The sequence below is a fragment of the Bovifimicola ammoniilytica genome, assembly GCF_025567085.1.
In the GTDB taxonomy this organism is placed as follows: domain Bacteria; phylum Bacillota; class Clostridia; order Lachnospirales; family Lachnospiraceae; genus Bovifimicola; species Bovifimicola ammoniilytica.
This window is the reverse complement of sequence record NZ_JAOQJN010000001.1, coordinates 151,711-174,653: the sequence shown is the minus strand read 5'-3', so window position 1 is coordinate 174,653 and position 22,943 is coordinate 151,711. Positions and strand designations below refer to the sequence as shown.

The window sequence follows — 22,943 nt, the reverse complement described above, 5'->3', positions numbered from 1 at the left end:
CCTCTTTTCTTAATGCCATTTCTTTGCTTGCTATTTCTTCTCTGCATCAAGCCGGCTTATGAAGTCTTTTAATCTTCCTAATGCCTCTTTCAGGTCTTCTAACGAATATGCATACGAGATTCTAAGGAAGCCCTCACCACAATCACCGAATGCTGTTCCCGGAACTACTGCAACTTTCTCCTCCTGAAGAAGACGGTTTGCAAATTCATCTGAAGTCATACCGAATCTCTTGATACTTGGGAACATATAAAATGCACCAAATGGCTCGAAACAATCTAAGCCCATCTCCTTAAATGCATTTAATAGAAATCTACGTCTCTGATTGTAAGATTCACGCATTTTATCAATATCCCTGTCACCATTTCTTAATGCTTCTACTGCTGCATACTGGCTGTTTGTAGGTGCACACATAATTGCGAACTGATGTATCTTAATCATCTGTTTAAGTATTTCTGCCGGGCCTACAGCATAGCCTAATCTCCAGCCCGTCATTGCATATGCCTTAGAGAAACCATTTATTACAATTGTTCTCTCTTTCATCCCCGGTATACATGCAATTGAGATATGTTTTTCGCCATTATATGTTAATTCAGAATATATTTCATCAGAAACAACAAATATATCCTTTTCGATACATACCTTAGCAATTTCTTCTAAATCTCTCTTCTCCATAATTGCACCTGTCGGATTATTAGGAAATGGGAGTATGAGAATCTTAGTCTTGTCTGTGATTCTCTCTAACAATTCGTCCTTAGTAAGTCTGAATTGGTTCTCTTCTTTTAATTCAATAATAACAGGCTTACCATATGCAAGTGTTACGCACGGAACATATGATACATAACTTGGCTGTGGAATTAACACTTCGTCACCTGGATTAATCATTGCACGAATTGCAAGGTCAATTGCTTCACTTCCGCCAACTGTTACTATTACATCTTTATTATAATCATAGTCTAAATCTAATTTACGTTTAAGATAATTACAAATCTCTATCTTTAATTCTTTTAATCCTGCATTAGAAGTGTAAAAAGTCCTGCCTTTCTCAAGAGAATAGATTCCTTCTTCTCTTATATGCCATGGTGTATCGAAGTCAGGTTCTCCGACACCAAGGGATATTGCATCTTTCATTTCACTTACTATATCAAAGAATTTTCTTATTCCTGATGGCTGGATATCTACTACAACGTCTGATAATGGATTTCTCATGGTGTAACCAACATCCTTTCATCTTTATTATTGCTAACCAATACTGTTCCATGGTCTTTATATTTCTTAAGGATAAAATGTGTGGCTGTTCCACGAATTGCCTCAAGCGGTGCAAGTCTCTCAGTAACGAACTGTGCTACCTCTTTCATAGTCTTTTCTTCGATTATTACGGTAAAATCAAAACCGCCCGACATAAGATATACAGCTCTTACTTCGCTGTAATTATACATTCTTTCAGCTATCTTATCAAAGCCCAAACCTCTCTGTGGTGTAACCTGCACTTCTATAAGTGCTGTAACCTTTTCTTCACTTGTAGAATCCCAGTTAATAAGTGTGTGATAACCACAGATGATTTTCTCTTTCTCCATTTCTGCAATTTCATTTGCTAACTCTATTTCGCTGATATCTAACATCACTGCTAAATCTTTCAAATCAATTCTGGCATTTTTCTCGATTGCCTCTAATATTTTTTCTCTCATTTCAGGACACTCCTTTATTCTCAGTTTCCAATAACAGGTTATTCATTATTTCGTTAAAAATATCTCTAATTCATCTCTCTTAGGAGGCTCAATATATCTTCTATCCTCATTTTTAATGATTACTTTATCATTATCGTTCGTGAGCCTTCCAATAATTCGGGCATCTGTTCCTTGGTGTCTGAGTTCCCTTACCAGTGTTTCTCCATCTTCCGTAACCATCAGCATTGCGCCATTAGACATAAGCTTGTATGGATTAATTCCGTATGGTTCGCATATTTCTATCGTTTCCTGACGTATATCAATATCGTCCATCATTACTTCAACGCCTTTTTGAGTCTTTGTGGCAAGCTGCCATAGTCCTAAGTAGATTCCACCACGACTTAAATCGTGCATAACTCTGACACCAAGGCTTCCCGCGACTGCTGCCTCACTTCGTACGTCTAAATATTTCTCCATATCAAGTGCTTTCTTAAGATAGCTTACCTGAAATTTCTCTTTTAGCTCATTATATTTTTCTTTCGCAAGTGCAACTGTTCCGGACATACCAATCTGTTTGGTTAATACAATGTCATAGTCCTCTTTAACCCATTCACTTGCATCAATATATGTATCATAGATATAATGTCCGAGCACCGTAAATGTCACAACAGGGCTTTTAACTGCTCTTGTAACCTCAGTATTGCCTCCTGTAATATGAATATTGGCTTCTAATGCAATCTTCGCAATATATCTTGTTAATTCTTTTAATTCTGATTCTAATCTCTTCTCAGGTATAATTACATCTACGTTCATTGTCGCAGGCACTCCACCCTCAGCACATACATTAGCCATAGCTGCATATATGGCTCTCTTGCAATCAAAATAAAGATTATCTTCACTCAGCATTAAACCTGCCACACATGATGACATAACAGTTCCATCTTTAGAAACTGCTGCATCATTTCCAACATTTGCAAATGTATACATATCATCACTTTTGTATTTAATTGTCTTTAATACTGAACGTTTCAGAACAGATTCAGATAGCTTTCCTGCTTTCATATGATATACCTGTACCTTTAATTTATTATGTGTATAATTTAATTCGGGTGTAAAAAACACCCGAATTAATCTTAATCTGATTAGTATTTTGTGTAATGCATTCTCTAATTACCTACTGTGTTGCTGTATCTGATGCTGCCGGTGCATCTGTTCCTCCTGCATTAGCATTAGAATTATCACCTGAATTCTGATTACCACCTGCCGGTTGACCTGAACCTGTATTTGATGAATTATTCTGTCCATTTGTCTGACCACCTGATGTATTATCCTGTACAGGTGTCTGATCGGGTACTGCCGGTGTCTGGTCTGGGGATGGTGCCTGTGCTGGGGTCTCTGGTGTAGCTGCAGGTGTCTCTGGCTGTGCTGCTGCGCCAGTACCTACTGTTACATATGTTGGTGAAGCTGAATATGAACTCTTGTTAACTACTTCTTCACTCTGAAGCACACCATCTACATATACTTTCTTCCAGAGTCTTGCTGTATATCCTGTGTGTCCTCTGCTTGTTACTGCTCTGTATCCTGCCGGCTTAGAAGCATCCTGTTTAACTACCTGTGATGATGGAATAGTTGAAAGAGTTTCACTTACATATTCCACCTTTCTGTTAGATGGTCTGGTTTCCTCACCATAGATATTAAATGTCAATTTTCCTGAGGCATCATAGATTCCCTCAATATATATAGGTGTATCTGTATTATTCTTAATCTTTAAATCTTTCCATGTTCCTGCTAATGCTGCATCCATAGATAATGGAACATAACCTACACTCATTGAATGGTTATATCTCTCAACTACTTCTAACTCTGCTAAAAGCACTGCATTATAAAGTGTTGTTGAAACCTGGCATATTCCTCCTCCAAGGCTGTCTTCAACCTTACCATTTACATATGTACCTGCTGCTTTCCAGCCATTACCTGCTGTCCATGGTTCTAAGAAAGAGTTGACTGACATTGTCTCACCCTGACATAATGTTATTCCATTAAGAAGTTTTATACCATTTCTCATATTCTCATTTCTGTTGTAATTACTACTTCCTGTTGAGAACTTAGTTGAGAAAGTTCCAAGTACATCCTTAACTCTTTCGCAATCTGCTACTGTAGCTACCGGTTTATCATCTACAACTATAAGAGTAAAATCAGTATCACTCTTATTCCATTCATCTAAAAGGAATTTATGTAATGCACTGATTGATGTATCCATATCAATCATTCGTCCGGTAGATTCCTGTGAAATTGAAAATGATGAATCTGTTCTTATCAACTGTGCATTCACATGAGGAATGTTATACTGTCCACATTTTTCATTAATTGTATTAGTCATAACCTCATCATTTACATCTACCTCGAATTCATACTTGAGGCCATTATGTTCAATATCTTTTGCCTCTTCATATCTTTTGATTACATTTCCTTCCAGGCAATGTGAAGCAGCATCTTTAACGATATCTGTATTCTTCCAGTAATATCCTAATTCTCCTGCTGTAACCTGAACTTTATTGCCATCTACATCTAATGTTATTACCTTAGATGTAAAACCGTTAATGTACTCATTTGCCTTATTCATGGCTTCTTCTTCTGTCATACCACTTACATCAATATCACCAATAGTTATTCCTTTAGTTATTCCCTTGGTTATAGGTGTATCATCGGCATATACATTAACTCCAAATAAAGCAATAAGTAAAATGCATAATATAGCAGCTACTCCAAATAAAGCTTTATTTTTGTTAATCTCAATTTCCATCTTAATACCCATGCATATCAGACTCTTCTCTGATATTGCCCATTAACCTGGTTGAAAGCCGGGGCAGCACATATTCCTTTCTTTCAAAATATTTCTTTCAACCTGTAATATTTGTAACTTATTGTATTATAATATGTTGTTTTTTAGATTCTTAAATGGTAGTATATACTTACATAAATGGTACAATTACCGAAAGTATCATAGCGAGCACTAATATACCGATTATTATTTTCGAAAATAATTTTTTTGATTTGTTTGAGTTAAAATTAATCATATAAATATACCTCTTTCTATATACGTTGTGCCAAATAATAATAAATGGAGTTGATAAACAATGTTGCCAAAGTTACCTTTTCTATACTGTTTCCTTGTATTCTGTTTCTGGGTCAGATATGAGCTTCGAAAGAGCAAAACTAAAACCACCGACAGTAAGAATACTCTTTTTGAAAATGAGGCAAGGGCAAACTTAACCCGCAAAAAGCCTCTTAGTTCACTCAATTATATCACAGTTTCTGAAAAATCAATACTATTTCTTGAAATTAATGATGATAATATTAAAAAAATACAGAAGAATTTTGTAGATTTAAGGGATAAAAAAATTGTTAACCTGTCAAATAAGTCAAATACTGAATTAAAAGCAGAATATGGACCGGCTAACTTAACTGTACTTAGCGAATATAGTGATAACTTCATAACACTAATCAGTTCTATCCAGAAATATGCCAAAAGACTCAACGAACTTGGGTTTGATAATGAAGCTATTGAAGCACTGGAATACTCTGTCAGAATCGGATGCGATATGATATCAAGCTACAGACTCCTGACAGAATTATATATTAAGAATAATCAGCCAGATAAGATAAATGCACTTTTAGAATATGCTGATGCGTTAGATTCAATCACCAAAAAACCTATATTAAATTTTCTTCATTCTTCCGTAGTTTAATATAATTTTATCAACGTATCTGCTTACTTCCCTCTGGCTCATTTTATCTATATCATATTCTGATGTAAGATTATGATATCTCAGAAGCTCCTTTAGGAATTTAATCTGTCCTTTTGGAGCTTCTTTGTCTTTATAAGGCTTACATACTAACATCTCCGGTTTGAAAATAATTCCCTCTCCCTCATTTTCATATATTTCACACAATTTTTCATATAACTTGTGTGTCACAAATGCATCATTTAATGCCCGATGATGTTCTTTATCTTCGATACCATACATAACACATAAGTCTGCTAAACGCTTACTTACGCCCCCCGGTATACATTTCCTGGCTATATTAAGTGTATCGATAGTCTCGTAGCCCTTGACATACTCACTTAATCCCTCTTTATACAATGCATTTACAAGAAACGATATATCGAACTTAATACTATGTCCTATAATTATGCTGTCACCAACGAACTGCATAAATTCCTGCAAAACCTCTCCTATAAACGGACATTTTTTTATCATATCTGATGTGATTCCCGTAATTTCTACAATCCTGTCGCTTATTTCTACATTGGGATTTACCAGTTTTGAATAAGTTCCCGTCAAAATTCCATTTTCAATTTTAACCGCACCTATTTCGATTATTTTGTCTCTTTCAGGCGACAAACCTGTCGTTTCTAAGTCTATTACAACGTATTTGTTAACCATTATTTTTCTTTTCCTCACAACAATCTTTCAAGAAACACTCTTCACATTTAGGGTTTCTCGCAGTACATATTGTTCTTCCCAAAGTAATTATGTGAATATTATAAAGTATCCAGTGGTCTTTCGGTAACACCTTCATCAATTCGAATTCTATCTTCTCCGGGTCTGTCTCATTCGTAAGTCCTAATTTCTTCGAAATGCGTTTGACATGCGTATCTACAACGATACTTGGTATATTATAAATATTTCCTCTTATGACATTCGCAGTCTTTCTTCCAACACCCGCAAGTGTTAATAAATCATCAAGTTCAAACGGTACTTCCCCACTATACACATCTATTATCCTATTTGCACACGCAATGATATTCTTTGCCTTATTCTTATAGAAGCCTGTTGCATAAATATCTCTTTCTAATTCTTTCTGGTCTGCCTTTGCGAATTTCTCAAGCGTATCGTATTTAGTAAACAAATCTTTAGTAACAATATTGACTCTGGCATCCGTACATTGTGCACTCAATATAGTAGCTATAAGTAACTGCCATGCATTATCATGATTAAGATAACATCTGTATTCTGTACCATATTCTTCATCTAAAAGTCTCATTATCTCATTTACTTTTTTCTTAGATACCATTTTTTCCTCCCTGTCATAAAATGTGCTGTCAAATAGTTTTGTCTGTAAGATAATTTAGTCTGCACCACAATGTAATCGGATCCTTCTCTCTATAATCAAACATAACTACCTGCTCTGTCTGCTCAATAGTTCTATTATTAATCCATTTTCTGATATTAATGTTAAATAGTTCAATATGGATATTTTTGCCTTCACTTCTATATTCATGATAGTAATCTCTTAATTCTTCCTTATGGTTGTCCCCTGCAAATGCAGGACGGCTCTTAATATTTTCTCTAAGATATACATCCAGTTTAAGAAGTTCCTCAAATACCTTATAATCTTCACAAACACTCTTAACATATTCAAGCAAAATCTCATACATCTGAATTCTATTATGCTTCACTTCATTTAATTTATGAAGCTCATAATATTTTCCAATACCTTCAAACATTTTAAAAGGTGTTTCAAATTGATTCTCAAGCCATGCAAGTGCATTCGTAAACTGTCTGCTATTATAATATATTTCGACCATATTTTCTATGGTTTTTAGTTCCAATACTCTGTCGTAATCAAGCCATTTTGTTGTAAGAACTTCATAAGGTGGAAGTGTCGTGTATACAAGACCATATTCTTCTGACTTTCTCTCCATCTTTGCTCCGCTTAATACCTTTAAGAAGCCAAGTTGAAGCTGTTCAGGCCGCATCGCATACACATCATTAAATGATTTAACAAAGCTGTTATAATCCTCATATGGTAATCCGGCAATCAGATCAAGATGCTGGTGTATATTATTAAAGCTATTAATTTTCTCAACTACATATCGTAATTTGTCCAGATTCATAATTCTATCAATTTCTTTTATTGTAACCGGATTAGTAGTCTGCACTCCGATTTCTAACTGTATAAGTCCCGGTCTCATAGTCTTAAATAATGCAAGTTCTTCTTCATCGATAATATCAGCCGATATTTCAAAATGGAAATTCGTTACTCCATTATCATTTTCATTGATAAATCTCCATATTTCCATTGCGTGCTTCTTATTACAATTAAATGTTCTGTCCACGAACTTAACCTGTGGAATCTTATGGTCTATAAATATTTTCAGTTCAGATTTAACCAGCTCAAGATTTCTGAATCTCAACTTCTTATCAATAGATGACAGACAATAACTGCACGAATACGGACAACCGCGGCTGCTCTCATAGTATATGATTTTATTTTTGAATTTATCTAAATCATCATATGGAAATGGCACATCACTAAGGTCTAACAATTCTTCACAAGGTGTTGCCTTCAGTTCTTCACCGTCTCTGTATACAACTCCCTTAATATTAGAAAAGTCTTTAGTATCCTCTACATATTCCTTAGTAAGCCAGTTAAAGCTTTTCTCACCCTCGCCTATCATCACGCCTTTAACTTCTTTATATTCTTCAAGGAACGATGTGGCTCTGTATGACACCTCCGGTCCACCAACCCAGATATCATTATTCTTCATTATCTTCTTCAAATCTTTTATAATTGCCGTAACATATTCTATATTCCATATATAACAAGAAAATGCTACTACATCTGCATTTCTCTTATAAATGTCCTGCAATATAAATTCCATCTGCTGATTAATCGTATATTCTGCTATCTCAATATTATTATCATATTCTTTAGAATATTTCTTAAGACAGTATACTGCAAGGTTAGAATGTATATATTTGGCATTAATTGCTACTAATAAAATCTTCATTTCTACCTCTTTCTTTGAGCAATTCATTGCGAAAAGGCGCCGAGAAATTCGCGCAGGCAATTTCTCGGCTGCCATCTCTACTAATTGTGTTGCTCTTTTACACAATTAGTTGTGCCTGCACTACAAATATCTGTGTGAAAAATAATCGCATCGGCATTATTTTTCACACTAACCTCTTTCCACGCAGGCATTTTATGCCAACTCTATCACAAAGAGCCGCTTGTAAGCGGCTCTTCCACATAAATATTAAATTTTGTTATTATTTTATATCATTTTCTGGCGATTAAACTACGAATTTCTTCATTGTCTCCTCTAATTTAAGTGAAACTTCTTTAAGCCTTTCTGCTTCTTCTCGAACATAACCTGTATTAAGCGATACCTGTTCAGCATTCATAGCTACTTCTGTTGTTCCCTTAGCTCCGTCTACTGTTGCATCTTTAAGGTCGCTGAATGACTTAACAACTATTGATATCTCATTAGAAATATTTTCTGCAACATGTCCAAATTCCTCAAGAATACCTTTCATATTCTGTGCATCATCATTATACTGTTCGCTTGTATCAATAAGTTTTCTGTTAGTATCTTTAACATGGTGTTCAATAAAGCCTAATACATCAATTGCATTGTTACACAAATTATCAACTGCATCAGTTACATTCAATGTAATATTCTGAATCTGGATAGCTGTCTCTTCACAGTTCTCAGCGAGCTTACGAATCTCATCTGCAACTACCGCAAATCCTTTACCTGACTCACCTGCTCTTGCTGCCTCGATAGATGCATTAAGTGAAAGTAATGATGTCTGGTCTGCAATATTAAGAATTGCATTTGTTAACTGATTAATTTCTTCAACCTGTTTAGAATCTTCAATTGCTGCTTTTAACTTCTTCTCTGTTTCCTTAGTTATCTCTTCTGTCTCTTCAAATGACTTAGCTGCTTCTACTTTAAGCATATTAGCTCGTTCACTAATTCCCTCAACAGCTTCCATTCCTTCAATGTTCTTAGAATTCATCTTACCAATATGATAAACCATATTATCAGATGATGTACTTAGGTTCTCAGCGGTTGCTGCTGTCTCTTCCATACTTGCAGCTAATTCTTCTGATATAGCCGAAATATTTGCCACCTGGTCTACAAGGTTGCCAATTACATTTTCAAGTTTTGTAACTGCTTCTGTAATATCATCTCCACTGTCTGTAACTAAGCCTACAGTTTCTTTCATGCTTTCTTCCACAGCATCTAAAGCCTTGGCAAGCCTTCCTGTTTCATTCTTATTCTTAAGATATGGCTTATATTTGTTACCAGTAAAGTTTCCATCCTTCATAAGGTCAAGATCTTCAGCCACTTTCTTAATTGGTTTAGATATCTTCATACCTATAAGTACAGCTATTATTATGGCTATAACTGAAATAATTACAATAATTACAAGGGCAATCACTATAACTGTCTTAGTACTTGCATTAACTTCGTCAACCGGTGCTTCCATTAATACAACATATCCGTTGTTCATCTTCGCAAATGCCACATATGACTTAATACCTTTTCTGGTAGTTAATTCCTCGATTCCTGAATCTTTCTTATTAAGTGCATCTATAATCTTTGTATACTTAACAGTTTTAAGTGTCTCATTAACATTGTATACACTATCAACCGCAAAACACTGATCTATATCTACAAGACTCGCATGACCTGTATCATAGAATTTAACACTGCCAACTAAGTCTGAGAACTTATCAAACGAAATGCTAATTCCTATCATTGCAAATACAACATCCTTGTCTTTAGCATCATCGTGCATAAATACAGGATAGCCATATGTCATTACATTCTTCTGCAAATCCTGGTCATAATATGATTTCAGCCACCTTGGTTCTCCGGCATCTTCAGCCTGAATGTACCATTGGAATGCAGGCTGGTCATTAAACAATGTTACATACCATTCTTCCGGATCATATGTCTGCTTCTCATCTCCATGATACCATGAACCAATCATAGTCTTAACCTTATCAGGTCCCATATATACACATAGGCTTAAGATATTCTCATCACTTATACTTACCTGTTTAACATATGAATCGATTCCATCTACATAATCCTGTAAGTACTTTGCATCACCTAATTTGTCAAAATTACCTGTTGCCTGTATGTAATCACCAATGCCTTTTGCAATACTTTCATACTTCTCAAATTCCGTATTCATCTGATTCGCATATTGTAAAGACATCGACTCTAACTTGCCTGTTGCCTCTTCTTTTATAATACCAGTTGACTTATAAACCATAATAGAGCCAACGATTGTTGTAGCAGCAATAACACAAGCAGTAATTGCCGCAACTATACTTGCACCTATCTTTTTCATTCGTGCCTCCATTCTGCATATAAAATGCCACGTAATCACTTGTTAATATTGTATAACATTCGCTCAATATTTGCAATTTATTTTTCGCAAAATTACTAGCAAATTACACATCGTTCAGACAATAAAACCAAGTTGTCCATCTATAACATATACTCTCATATTCCTTTATCGGTTGTGAGTAAATGCCGTCCTCTGCAAAGTTTATTACGATACAGTAAATCAAACGTGCTTCGCTTGAACGGTGATTTACTGTACCGCCTTCTGCATCGGACGGCATTTACTCACAAACACGATACGTCATAAATCGAGTATATGTTATATACGGACAATCTTGGCTTATATGTACTGAAACTCTAGAATAAAGAATGTCGCTTGCGACATTCTCCGCCTGCGGCGGGTTGCTATAGCAACATTTTCTGCTCCGCCGCAGTGTGATCCTTGCGGAGCATTTTTTACTTACCTGGACAATTTCAACGAAATTTCCTGGTAAGTAAAAAATAAGCATAAGAAAAATAACTCAAATCTTTCTTATGCCTATTTTACTATAATCATGTAATATTATACTGCATATTTACTTATTTATTAATTTCTTCCATCATTTCTTCGAACTTCTCATAGTGTTCTTTATCCGCGAAATAGTCCTGATAGAATAACTGGTCACAATATTTAATTTTCTTAACTAATTTAGCCGATTCGCTTTCAAAATACTTCATGTATTTACTATCTACGGATGGTGCTTTATAAAGAATACTGTTCATACTTCTGCCGACAATACCCTCGCCGATGAATGTTCCATATGCTCTTGAATAAAGTATTGATTCCTTATCAGTAAATACCGAATTGCCATAATACATATTTGTATAATATCTGATTCCAAGTAAATCTAATAATGTAGGAACAATGTCTGATGTACATGTGAACTTATCTACAACCCGATGTCCTAAATCACTGTCATGTATCATAAGTGGCACTTTATAAAGATTAGTGAAGTAGTTATCCGTATCGTATCCCTCTATGTCTTTTACATAATTGCTCAGCTGCTGATAATAACTGTTATGGTCGCCGAACAGAACTATTGTCGTATTATCTAATAATCCTTTTTTCTCTAGATCATTCATCATAATGCCTAATGCATCATCAAATTCCATTACTGCAGTTACATAATTAACAAGAGTTTCTGACATTTCATTCTCTTTATTTTTATTCTTATATACCTCATATAATTTCCTTCTGTGTTCAGCAAGGTTTTCTCTTTCATAATATACGCCATGCATCGTGATTGAAGTAATATAAGTGTAGAACCGTTTATCAGTAGGAAACATTAAGTCTTTGCATGTATTTATCATCTCTGAATCAAGGTTTCTTTCACCATTATTCATATAATCATGCATTGTTGTACTTTTGGCTTTACCCGATTTAACAAGTTCATCTGAAATATCATACATATCATAAGAATCCGTAAGACTCTCAAATCCAAATATCTTATGTGTTTTCTCCCTGTTATAGAAAGATTTGAAGCCATTATGGAATGAACGTGTCTGTATCTTACCATTAGTTTCCGCCTTTAAAATATTTGGTACCGTATATGGTAATGTATTATATTCATAATCATAATCAACATATTTATCTGTAGGATAACTTCCTAAAATACTAAACGTCTCAGATATATCCGTCTTCTCACGCGAATGGAAATTATTCATAATTACACTTTCATTATAGAATTTCGTAAGGTTTGGGAACAGATACTCTAGTTCTTTGTCTGTAAGTCCTAAGCCATTTGGATATTCCTCGCTATTTCTAAACGAGAACCATTCAAACGATTCCACCAAGACCACTATTACATTTTTATCTTTAGATATACCGAAATGCTCCGTAGGTTCAGAAACATTATCATAAATAAATGATTCTATTTTCTTCGAACTCATTTTACCCGTCTCTGTAAACAACATACCTTTCGCAAATTCATTTACAAGGTTACCGACAATTCCATAATTAGAATAATTACTTGACTGTCTATTTCTAAGTAACTTATCATATTTATCAACTTTTTCCGAATTATCTGCATAAAGACTTATTGAAGAAATTATTATTCCGATAACAAGTACTGCTATATAAGTTCTCTTTTCTTTCTTTCCATATTCGATTTTCTTTCTTCGTCTTACCGAACGCATTGCGAATATAACGAAGAAGATGCAGAAGAACATAGCTGCATAGAATGCCAGAAAATTCATCGGGATACTTTCAAGAATACCAAATGCATCATTTCTAAGATTAAGCATACCAAAATCGAAATACTGTCCTGTCATATCGTATATAACTGCAAATGCTAAATCAAGCACAGCCTGTAATACCAGAAATATGGAACAGAATATAAAACGTGCTTTGTTACTTCTTATAACTAATGCAATACCACAAATCAATACAAGAATTCCCAGTTCAATTAATGGGTTTCTTATTATAGGATTACCCTCGACCGCTAATACTGAAATCATCTCTATGAGAATTGCACACAAAAAGTACACAACTACTATCTTATTAATATCTAACCATTTCTTTATATTATTCATTACTACATTTTTATCATTATTCTTATTGGTTATTTCTTTTTCCATAATGGCCTACTCTTTCTTAAAATAAATATATAAACATAATAAGTAAATATGATTTAAGCATACTTCTATCTGCCAAAAGATATATCCAGCCATATACGACATTAAGCACAAAATAAGTAATGCCAAGATTATTGTTTCCTGCTATCAGGTCATATACACCTAGTGTAAGCATAAGCACAATTCCTGCATAGATATTAATACTTCTGCCTTTACCTCTGATATCTTCTACAAATTCCTGTGCAGCTTTTATCATAATTACTATCCATACACATTTAACAATATTTCGTAAAAAGACGCCTGCATTATTAGTCAGTTCATAACCATTAAATTTTTCACCCAAATCATAAAAAGGTTTCACCTGGAAGCCAATCTGGGCACTTATTACAACTATACACGCAACCATTACTGCTGCAATGATAAATATACGTTTAACCGGAAGTTCCTGTCCTTTTGTCTCTTTATTTGATATAATGCTTATATTTAATTTTTTCTTAAATACATTACACATAACAACAATTTCAATTACCCATAATATACATGTGAGCAGTGATTCGAAAAAAGGTCTCATTGCGCCATATCCTGCGAAATCTAACATTGGTACAAATGGTTTAACTGCATATTTAGAAAATATAATCGCCAAAAGAGAAATTATATATATAACTACATTATATTTTCTTATATTTTTTTCACCTTTATGTGTGCCGTTTTTTATAATACTTTCCACAATTTTCTCCGTTCTTAAAACACTTATTGGTGTCTCACATTTCTTTGTACATATGATCAGGATGTTCATATCACCCAAAATGCACTCCTATTTACCGGTATGTGAGGTCTTGAATGTAAGGCTCAATAATACTGGAAATACAAGTGCATTACTTTAAGTTATATTATTTCTGAACGATATTTACAATTCTGCCTGGAACATAGATTTCTTTAATGATATTTCCATTAAGTCTGTCTCCAAGTGCTTCCTTAGCTTTTGCAATAACATCATCTTTAGCATCATCTTTGCCAATTGTAATTGTAGCTTTTGTCTTACCATTTATCTGTACAGCGATTTCTACAGTAGTTTCAACAGTCTTAGCCTCATCATATGTTGGCCATTCTGTCTGATATAATCTTCCATCAAATCCCATAACTTCCCATAATTCCTCTGTTATATGAGGCGCTACCGGATTAAGTAATGTGATTAATGTCTTGAATTCGCCTTTTGTAACTGAATTCTTCTTATAGAAATCATTTATAAGTGACATCATTGCTGCAATAGCTGTGTTATATTTAAGATTCTCAAAGTCAAGGCTTACTTTCTTAATTGTTTGATGCATCTTTGTCTCCATATCCTTAGAATATGACATATCATCATTAACTAATTCCTGAAGTTTCCATACTCTGTCTAAGAATCTTCTACAGCCTTTAACACCATCTTCTGACCATGATGCACTTAAATCAAATGCACCAATAAACATCTCATATGTTCTAAGTGTATCTGCACCATATGCTTCTACGATATCATCAGGGTTAACGACATTTCCTCTGGATTTGGACATCTTCTCGCCATTTTCACCAAGAATCATACCATGCGATGTACGTTTCTGATATGGTTCAGGAGTAGGAACAACACCCTGGTCATATAAGAATTTATGCCAGAAACGTGAATATAATAAATGTAATGTTGTATGTTCCATACCACCATTATACCAGTCAACAGGCAACCAGTATTTAAGTGCTTCTTTACTTGCTAATGCTTCATTATTATCAGGGTCTGTATATCTTAAGAAATACCATGAAGAGCCTGCCCATTGTGGCATTGTGTCTGTCTCTCTCTTAGCAGGTCCACCACAGCAAGGACACTTAACATTTACCCAGTCCGTCATGGCTGCAAGTGGTGATTCACCGTTATCTGTTGGCATATAACTTTCAACTTCAGGTAATTCTAATGGAAGTTCGCTTTCATCAATCGGAACATATCCGCATTTATCACAATGAATAATTGGAATAGGCTCACCCCAGTAACGCTGTCTTGAGAATACCCAGTCTCTTAATTTAAAGTTAACTTTTCTATTACCAATTCCTTTTTCTTCAAGGAAATCTTTCATCTTCTCTTTAGCGTCTTTAACTTCAAGTCCATTTAAGAAATCGGAATTAATTAATTTACCTGTAGCAACATCTGTAAATGCTGCTGCATCAATATCAACTGCTCCATTTGTTCCCTCAACAACCTGAATCATAGGAAGTCCGAACTTCTTAGCAAATTCCCAGTCTCTGTCATCATGAGCCGGAACTGCCATAATTGCACCTGTACCATATGTCATAAGTACATAATCTGATATCCAGATTGGAATCTCTTTACCATTTACAGGATTTATTGCTGTAATTCCACCTAATACAACACCTGTCTTATCCTTAGCTAACTCTGTTCTCTCGAAATCAGACTTCTTAGCTGCTTCTTCACGATACGCAGCGATTTCGTCCCAATTTGTAATGCTGCTTTTGTATTTGTCAATATATGGATGTTCAGGTGAAACTACCATATAAGTTGCTCCAAATAATGTATCCGGACGAGTTGTGTATACTCTTAATTTATCTTCTTTATCTTTTAACTGGAAATCTACTTCAGCACCTTCAGAACGTCCAATCCAGTTCTTCTGTGATACTTTAACTCTCTCAATATAATCAACACTATCAAGTCCCTCAATTAACTTGTCTGCATAATCTGTAATCTTGAGCATCCATTCACTCTTAACCTTGCGGACTACTTCACTTCCACAACGTTCACATACGCCATTTACTACTTCTTCATTGGCAAGTCCGACTTTACATGATGTACACCAGTTAATTGGCATCTCTTTCTTATATGCAAGTCCTGCTTTGAATAATTTAAGGAATATCCACTGTGTCCATTTATAATAGTTAGGATCTGTAGTATTAATCTCTCTATCCCAGTCAAATGAATATCCTAATGAATGTAACTGTTCCTTAAATCTCTTAACATTATTAGCTGTAACAATCTTTGGATGTATTTTATTCTTGATAGCATAGTTTTCTGTTGGAAGTCCGAATGCATCCCATCCCATTGGATATAATACGTTATATCCCTGCATTCTTCTCTTTCTTGCAACAATATCAAGTGCTGTATATGGTCTTGGATGACCTACATGCAATCCCTGTCCTGATGGATATGGGAACTCTACTAAAGCATAATATTTAGGCTTGCTGTAATCATTTGTTGCTGCAAATGCCTTTTCATTATCCCATATATCCTGCCATTTTTTCTCAATTCTCTTAGGTGCGTACACCTTGTTCATACCATTTTCCATTTCTGTATATCCTTTCTGATAAGAATAACTGTCATTTTTACATATGGATTTATTTTATCACATAGTCTTTGTTTGTCAAGAAAAAAGCCTTATAGGGCATCTTTTCTGTGGCACGCCGATAACATTCCAAGTGTCATAAAATAATACGGTGCTGTGTAATACATTGTATTTCCAAAGAATGACGACACAAGATATGCACATACCATTCCACCAATTGTCAGCATAAGCACATTTAATTTCTTAATCCTCTTTATACAATATATAAACAGGCTGAGTATTGCACCAATATACATAAGTGCCGCCGGAATTCCCAGGTATACCGCATGCTGTATAAATTCATTATGTGGTCTGTCGCTGCTAAAGCCCTTCTCATAATATAGCGACCATAATCCATCAGGGCCATATCCGAATACCGGTCTGTCTTTCATAAATCTGAATGCCTGCTTCCAGAGGCCAATTCTGCTTGTACCACCTGCATCATTCGATATTCCAGCCTTAGCATCACCATAAGTTACGCCAAAATCATTTGAAAGTATATGTGTTTTCGCATCTACACATACGCTCGTTATTATAAATGTCAGGCATATTAAAATTATCGGAACAAGTTTCTTTCTGTCTTTGATTATAAATATTATGGAGACAAATATTATTCCTGCCATAACTGCTATATAACCGCCAAATGTATCATTTATAATTAATGCCCATAGATTAAATACAAACATTGCTAAGAATATAACTTTATAAATCAGCTTTTCTTCTATAATTATAAGTCCTACCATTGCCATTATGGCTAATGTCATAAAATAAGCATAGTGATTTGTATTATAGAATATACTTGCATATTTCGTCCATATATCCATATTATGCGCATATCTGCCAAACATATTATATATATGTCCATTATATTGAAACAGCACCCATAATGATAATAATGTACAGACCGTACTAAATGTTCTTAAAATATATCTTCTGAATCGGTCAGAGGTCACTGCCTTACCACAGACATACATTGCCGCATATATAAGATATGTATAGAAGCCATCTTTTCTATACCAGGTACCTTTGGTAGCCACGTAGAGGTTATCTGCTGTATATGTTGAAACTGCACTCCAGATAAGCATTGCAAACAGAAGAATATCCCATACATTGTTTTTAAGAATCTTCTTTAAACTGAATTTCTCTTCTTTATAAAACTGTGAGAAAATATACAATGTCGCAAATATTTCCGCAATAGACCCTATGAAAAAGAATGATATATTGAATATTCCATATTTCTGTGTCATTGAAAATAATCTGTACACTTCTTCAGCACATAATATTAAAAGCATAAGCATCATAAATATGAAGCCACCAATATTCCAGAAGTTATCCGGTATGCTTTTAAATATATCGCTGATACTATCATATTTTCCGATTTTAATATTAATTTTCTCTTTGGAACCTTTATTAGCTTTTTTCTCAACTTTAATCTTCATTTTCTACCCTTCTTCTATACTTCATTCATAAATTTCTCTAATACATCATAGTAGTTCTCAAATGTTTTACGGCAGCACATAGGATTATCAATAATTATTCCGTCCGCACGTAATCCCATCATTGTAAATGCCATAGCAACCCTGTGGTCATCATATGTTTCAATTAACGCAGGTTTAACATTTCCCGGATAAATATGAATATCATCGCCATTTTCTTCACATCTGATTCCACATTTCGTAAGTTCATTAACAATTGCACTCATACGATTACATTCCTGACCTCTTATGTGTCCGACATTTCTGATTATTGTCTCGCTATTTGCAAATGGTGCCATCGCCGCCAATGTAAGCGCCTGGTCCGAGAAATCATTCATATTAACATCTATTCCACTAAATGTACCATCGGCATTTCCGGTAACATTGATTCCCTTACTGGTATCTGTTACCTTTCCATCCATTTTCTCAAGAAGTTTTATGAACTTCATATCTCCCTGTGTCGAGTTACTGTGTACATTTTCTACTGTCACACTTCCGCCTGTAATCATTGCAATTGCATAAAAATAACACGCAGCCGAAACATCAGGCTCAATATAATAATCACCAATATGTATATTCTGATTTCCGTCTATATGATATGTTTCTCCATCAAATTCAGTCTTTACGCCAAATTCTTTTAGCATATTTCTGGTTATCCTTATATATGAACCATCTTTTTTCTCACTTACTATATGTATATCGATTCCCGTACTGGTAACTGGAATTACCATAAGCATCGCACTTAGAAACTGCGTACTCTTGCTTATGTCCATATCAATGTTGTGACATTTTCCTCCATTGCCTGACACTTCTACCGGAAGGTATCCCTCTTCTCCAAGATACCTGAAGCTTGCACCCATTTCCGTCAATATTCTGAAAAGCTCTGACATAGGCCGCTTCTTCATCTGTTCTGAACAGTTGATAACATATTTTCCGTCCGATAGAGCAAGCATTGCTGTAATAAATCTTGCGGCTGTTCCCGCACTTCCAACATCGATTACAGCTTCTTTATTTGGAATCTTTCCACCACAGCCCTGTACTTTTACAATCTTATTTTCTTCATCTATTTCAAGTGCAAAACCTAATTGTTCCAGACACATAAGAAAATGTCTTGAATCATCACTAAATAACACACCTCTTAAAGTTGACTTTTCCTTAGAAAGTGCTGCTAATAATAATGCTCTGTTTGTCATACTCTTAGAACCTGGTACAACAACAGTTCCACTAACCGGCTTATTAACTTTACGAGTTATGTATACTTCGTGTTCTTTACCATCATCTGTCTTTATTTTACGAATATATTTCATACTAATCTCCATTCCGCAGGCACAAAGTGCCGGAGGAATCGCGAGCCAAATGTCAGATTTGGCTCTGCGATATATGCTATTTGTGGCGCCTGTGGCACAAATAGCCGTGTGAAAAATCAGATATCAATCTGTATTTTTCACACTATTCCTCTATTCTAAGCGTTATCGCAATTTTAATCTTACAACATAATATCATATATTTTTTTGTTTGTAAAAATTTATTTAGAAAACGTTTTCCCAGTTTGTAATAAAATATAGAATTGTGGTATAATGAAAGCAAATATGAACACGAATAAATCTTAAAGGAGGAAGTTTATTTGATTGAGCTTAATACAGGTAAAATTACTTTTCCTGAATTGAATATAACGTTATCACCATTATTACATTCTACTGATTTTATTTCTGATTTTCCAAAAGATAAAATTCTACGAGTCAGAGATATGAAAAATGGATATATATGGTATGATATCAGTGAAAAAGTTTATGACACCAAAATTCCTGTTGATTTGTGTTTTAATCCGCAGGGAAATCTTGAATTTATCGAATTATTCCCACAAAATATAGACTCAAATGCCATTTTGCACCTGAAAAATCAGACACCTACAGAAATAATGAAGAACGAAAAACGATATTGTGATGAATGGCTTATGAAATTCTGTGGTTTAGGAAACGAAGAAAACTCATTTTGGTGGGGTTCCATTTCATCTCGTTTCGACCCACGTTCTTATAGTAGTGGTATCTGTATTCATTACACCAACAGCGAAAATTAATTAAAATGTCAGAAATATCTATTCCCATAGCTTTGTGCTATGGCTTCACTACCATTGCAACAAAACAGGCTGAATATCTCGCACTATTATTGTGTCTGATACTCAGCCTTTAATTTTATCTTTTCGTATTAATTAAATATATTATCACTATTATTTACGTGATACCTTGCATTTTTTTAATAAATTCAGTTGCCGTCATAATTCTTGGTTTCATTAATCCTCACTTTCTGCTCTAACCTCTTTTACCATATCCATAACCAAATCATCAGAAGTAAGTCCATTTCGCTCAGCTTCACCCTCCATCTGTTTTTGAAGCATTTGCATTGCGTATACTGCTGAATTAATTATACGCACATTTCCATTTTCAACAACGAATGTCACTCTGTCTCCACTTGAAATTCCAAGAATATCACGTACATCTTTAGGTATTGTTACCTGCCCCTTTGACATAACCTTTGCATTATCAATAAATGTATTCGCAACCATTCAAATCACCTCCATTTCTTTAAATAGGAAAAGTAGGATTTCTCCTACTTTTATTATATCCTATTTAGTAAATTTATCAATGTTTTTACAAAAAATAATCGCATCAGCATTATTTTTCGCACTATCTCCCTAAAGTTTCAACACTCCTATTCCAACAAGTCCGGGACCTGTATGAACTGCAAGTGAAGCAACTATCTGTTTTTTCTCTACAATCTCCATCTTAGAGAATTTCTCTGAAAGCTGAGCCTCTACTTCAGGCACTTTATCTGCTGCCTTGCCATTCATAATACTTATCCACTTATCAGCATCATCGCCCACTTGTTTCTCCACAATATTCACAAGTCTCTTAACACTATTCTTTCTGCCCCTTAACATTGTTACTGTATTATATATTCCCTCAGGGTTACAGGTTATTACTGGTTTTAAATCAAGTGCTTTTCCTATGAAGCCTGTAACATTCCCGATTCTTCCGCCAGCTTTAAGATAATCAAGTGTATCCATATAGAAAAATACGTGTGAATCTGGAACTTTTGCAGGTAGTTTTTCTACTAATTCTTCGTATGACATTCCGTTTTTAAGTTGTACTGCTGCCCACATTGCTAAGAGTCCTGCACCTGCTGAAATATTCTTTGTATCTAATGCATAGCCGTTAAGTCCGTCATATTCTTCAAGAACAGATTTAACGGTATTATATGTTCCACTTAATTTACTTGATATACATACTGCGATTACATTCTCATATCCGTCTTCTTTAATTTTATCTAATAAATCTCTGATTTCCATAACATTTGGAGTTGATGTCGTTGGAATCTCTCCTGGAAATCTTTCATATACCGTCATCGGATCAATATCAATTCCATCGGAAAATACTTCCATTCCATATACAACTTTAAGTCCTAATATTCTTATGTCATATTCTGTTGCGAACTCTTTTCCCACATCGCAACCTGAATCTACTAATAGTGCTGTTTTACTGTTATTCATTTCATTTTCCATCCTGATTTCATAATATAGTAAGCAATATTTTGTTTTATATAGTTTTTTCATTAACATTTCATAGTATTCACTATTTGTTTTATGTAGTATTGATTACTATGTGAAATGATAACATTATACTTTATAACTGTCAATACACATTTTTATTAAATAAATTTTTTTAAATTTATCAACCCGATTTTTATCTATCTAGCAACTCTTTTATCTTCTTACTGTCTAGTCCTGAACCAATTACAATGACCACGCCTCTGCCAACATTCATTGGTTTCACAACTAATTCATTTTCAGTTGCACTTATCTCGTAATTTTTGCCATTTTCACTTGCAAAACCTTTTACACGTAATACCTTGCCATATTCCTCCGACTCAAAAAGTGTCTTTATTTTCTCTTTTAATACAGGTACTTCATCTTTGATATCAAGGAAATTTACTGACGAGAATTCGCCCTTGCCCTCTGTAATAACTTTCATATAATCACCGATGTGATATCCTGAATTCATCAGATATTCGTAGTCTTTATCCGTAAAATCTTCCCACGATTTCTCCATATATGTTGTCAGAAGCTTTTTACAATGAATTTTCTCTGCTGCATTTGCAATATGCTTCTTGGTATTCTCGATATTTTCAGGAGTAGATAACTGAGTTCTGCTAAGAACCACACACCCTGCACACGAAGCCTGTGAAGCTAATATATAATCAGCTTCCTTAGTCATTTTCTCTACAAGGTTAGCATTTACAATAGTGATGACACTTCCTATCTCATACCAATTCTCCAGAGGTTCTTCACGAAGCGAATCGAAAAACATATCCATATCAAATATTCCTGATGGCTCTACGATTATCCTGTCGTAACCACTCATTGCCATTGCTATAAGTTTCGTCTTAAATCTTCTTTGCAGGCAATCCGAATCACACGCTGCCGCTAACATTTCAACCTCACACTGCGTACCACGAAGTTCTGATAATAACATCATATCTATATTAACAGCGCCATAGTCATATTCGAGAATTCCGATTTTCAGTCCCTTTTGCATAAGATATCTTGCATATTTTAATAAAAATGTTGTCTTTCCTGAACCAAGAAAACCTGTAATTAAATCTATCTTTATCATATTATCTCCAT

General features: G+C 34.6%; 18 protein-coding genes. 2 read left to right on the top strand and 16 right to left on the bottom strand.

Going from position 1 to position 22,943, the window contains the following annotated elements:
- Positions 1-30: 30 nt before the first annotated feature.
- The 4 genes from OCV48_RS00815 to OCV48_RS00800 form a co-directional block, all read right to left on the bottom strand.
- Positions 31-1,206: an aminotransferase class I/II-fold pyridoxal phosphate-dependent enzyme gene (locus OCV48_RS00815; RefSeq protein ID WP_147590848.1), complete on the bottom strand. Its 1,176-nt coding sequence runs from the start codon at positions 1,204-1,206 to the stop codon at positions 31-33.
- Positions 1,203-1,685, bottom strand: coding sequence for an Lrp/AsnC family transcriptional regulator (locus tag OCV48_RS00810; protein ID WP_021982021.1), 483 nt, complete (start codon positions 1,683-1,685; stop codon positions 1,203-1,205). The genes OCV48_RS00815 and OCV48_RS00810 overlap by 4 nt, the downstream gene beginning before the upstream one ends.
- A gap of 45 nt (positions 1,686-1,730) precedes the next feature.
- A complete protein-coding gene (locus OCV48_RS00805; RefSeq protein ID WP_147590847.1) occupies positions 1,731-2,726 on the bottom strand; it encodes an AIR synthase-related protein in 996 nt (331 codons plus the stop codon).
- A gap of 112 nt (positions 2,727-2,838) precedes the next feature.
- Entirely contained in the window at positions 2,839-4,479 is a 1,641-nt protein-coding gene (locus tag OCV48_RS00800) for a VanW family protein (RefSeq protein WP_147590846.1), read from the bottom strand.
- Between the two features lie 322 nt (positions 4,480-4,801).
- Between OCV48_RS00800 and OCV48_RS00795 the strand changes: the two genes are divergently transcribed.
- Positions 4,802-5,413, top strand: coding sequence for a hypothetical protein (locus OCV48_RS00795; protein ID WP_147590845.1), 612 nt, complete (start codon positions 4,802-4,804; stop codon positions 5,411-5,413).
- Here OCV48_RS00795 and OCV48_RS00790 read toward each other — a convergent pair.
- The 9 genes from OCV48_RS00790 to aroA all read right to left on the bottom strand — a co-directional run bounded on the left by OCV48_RS00790 (position 5,384) and on the right by aroA (position 19,569).
- Positions 5,384-6,112 (bottom strand): 3'-5' exonuclease, encoded by a 729-nt coding sequence (locus OCV48_RS00790; RefSeq protein ID WP_147590844.1) that lies wholly within the window; start codon positions 6,110-6,112, stop codon positions 5,384-5,386. The genes OCV48_RS00795 and OCV48_RS00790 overlap by 30 nt on opposite strands.
- Positions 6,105-6,743: an endonuclease III gene (gene nth, locus OCV48_RS00785; protein WP_021982027.1), complete on the bottom strand. Its 639-nt coding sequence runs from the start codon at positions 6,741-6,743 to the stop codon at positions 6,105-6,107. The genes OCV48_RS00790 and nth overlap by 8 nt, the downstream gene beginning before the upstream one ends.
- Before the next feature lie 28 nt (positions 6,744-6,771).
- Complete coding sequence (locus tag OCV48_RS00780; RefSeq protein ID WP_147590843.1) at positions 6,772-8,463, bottom strand: B12-binding domain-containing radical SAM protein; 1,692 nt, start codon at positions 8,461-8,463, stop codon at positions 6,772-6,774.
- Positions 8,464-8,746: 283 nt separating this feature from the next.
- Entirely contained in the window at positions 8,747-10,822 is a 2,076-nt protein-coding gene (locus tag OCV48_RS00775) for a methyl-accepting chemotaxis protein (protein WP_262558510.1), read from the bottom strand.
- Positions 10,823-11,397: 575 nt separating this feature from the next.
- Complete coding sequence (locus OCV48_RS00770; RefSeq protein ID WP_021982030.1) at positions 11,398-13,434, bottom strand: LTA synthase family protein; 2,037 nt, start codon at positions 13,432-13,434, stop codon at positions 11,398-11,400.
- Between the two features lie 16 nt (positions 13,435-13,450).
- Positions 13,451-14,236, bottom strand: a complete 786-nt coding sequence (locus tag OCV48_RS00765) for a hypothetical protein (protein WP_021982031.1) — start codon at positions 14,234-14,236, stop codon at positions 13,451-13,453.
- An 85-nt stretch (positions 14,237-14,321) separates the two neighbouring features.
- Positions 14,322-16,751, bottom strand: a complete 2,430-nt coding sequence (gene leuS, locus OCV48_RS00760) for a leucine--tRNA ligase (RefSeq protein WP_021982032.1) — start codon at positions 16,749-16,751, stop codon at positions 14,322-14,324.
- 89 nt (positions 16,752-16,840) lie between these two features.
- The gene (locus tag OCV48_RS00755) at positions 16,841-18,226 is read right to left on the bottom strand and encodes an O-antigen ligase family protein (RefSeq protein WP_021982033.1); all 1,386 of its coding nucleotides are present in this window, start codon (positions 18,224-18,226) and stop codon (positions 16,841-16,843) included.
- A gap of 14 nt (positions 18,227-18,240) precedes the next feature.
- Positions 18,241-19,569: a 3-phosphoshikimate 1-carboxyvinyltransferase gene (aroA, locus tag OCV48_RS00750; protein ID WP_021982034.1), complete on the bottom strand. Its 1,329-nt coding sequence runs from the start codon at positions 19,567-19,569 to the stop codon at positions 18,241-18,243.
- A gap of 317 nt (positions 19,570-19,886) precedes the next feature.
- Here aroA and OCV48_RS00745 point away from each other — a divergent pair, with 317 nt between their 5' ends.
- On the top strand, positions 19,887-20,339 hold the full coding sequence (locus tag OCV48_RS00745) for a hypothetical protein (protein ID WP_021982035.1): 453 nt from the start codon (positions 19,887-19,889) through the stop codon (positions 20,337-20,339).
- A 213-nt stretch (positions 20,340-20,552) separates the two neighbouring features.
- On the opposite strand, the gene OCV48_RS00740 is transcribed toward OCV48_RS00745, so the two are convergent.
- The 3 genes from OCV48_RS00740 to OCV48_RS00730 form a co-directional block, all read right to left on the bottom strand.
- Positions 20,553-20,825 (bottom strand): AbrB/MazE/SpoVT family DNA-binding domain-containing protein, encoded by a 273-nt coding sequence (locus OCV48_RS00740; protein WP_021982036.1) that lies wholly within the window; start codon positions 20,823-20,825, stop codon positions 20,553-20,555.
- A gap of 129 nt (positions 20,826-20,954) precedes the next feature.
- The gene (locus OCV48_RS00735; RefSeq protein ID WP_262558507.1) at positions 20,955-21,809 is read right to left on the bottom strand and encodes a DegV family protein; all 855 of its coding nucleotides are present in this window, start codon (positions 21,807-21,809) and stop codon (positions 20,955-20,957) included.
- A gap of 193 nt (positions 21,810-22,002) precedes the next feature.
- Complete coding sequence (locus OCV48_RS00730) at positions 22,003-22,932, bottom strand: GTP-binding protein (protein WP_147590841.1); 930 nt, start codon at positions 22,930-22,932, stop codon at positions 22,003-22,005.
- Between the last annotated feature and the right edge of the window lie 11 nt (positions 22,933-22,943).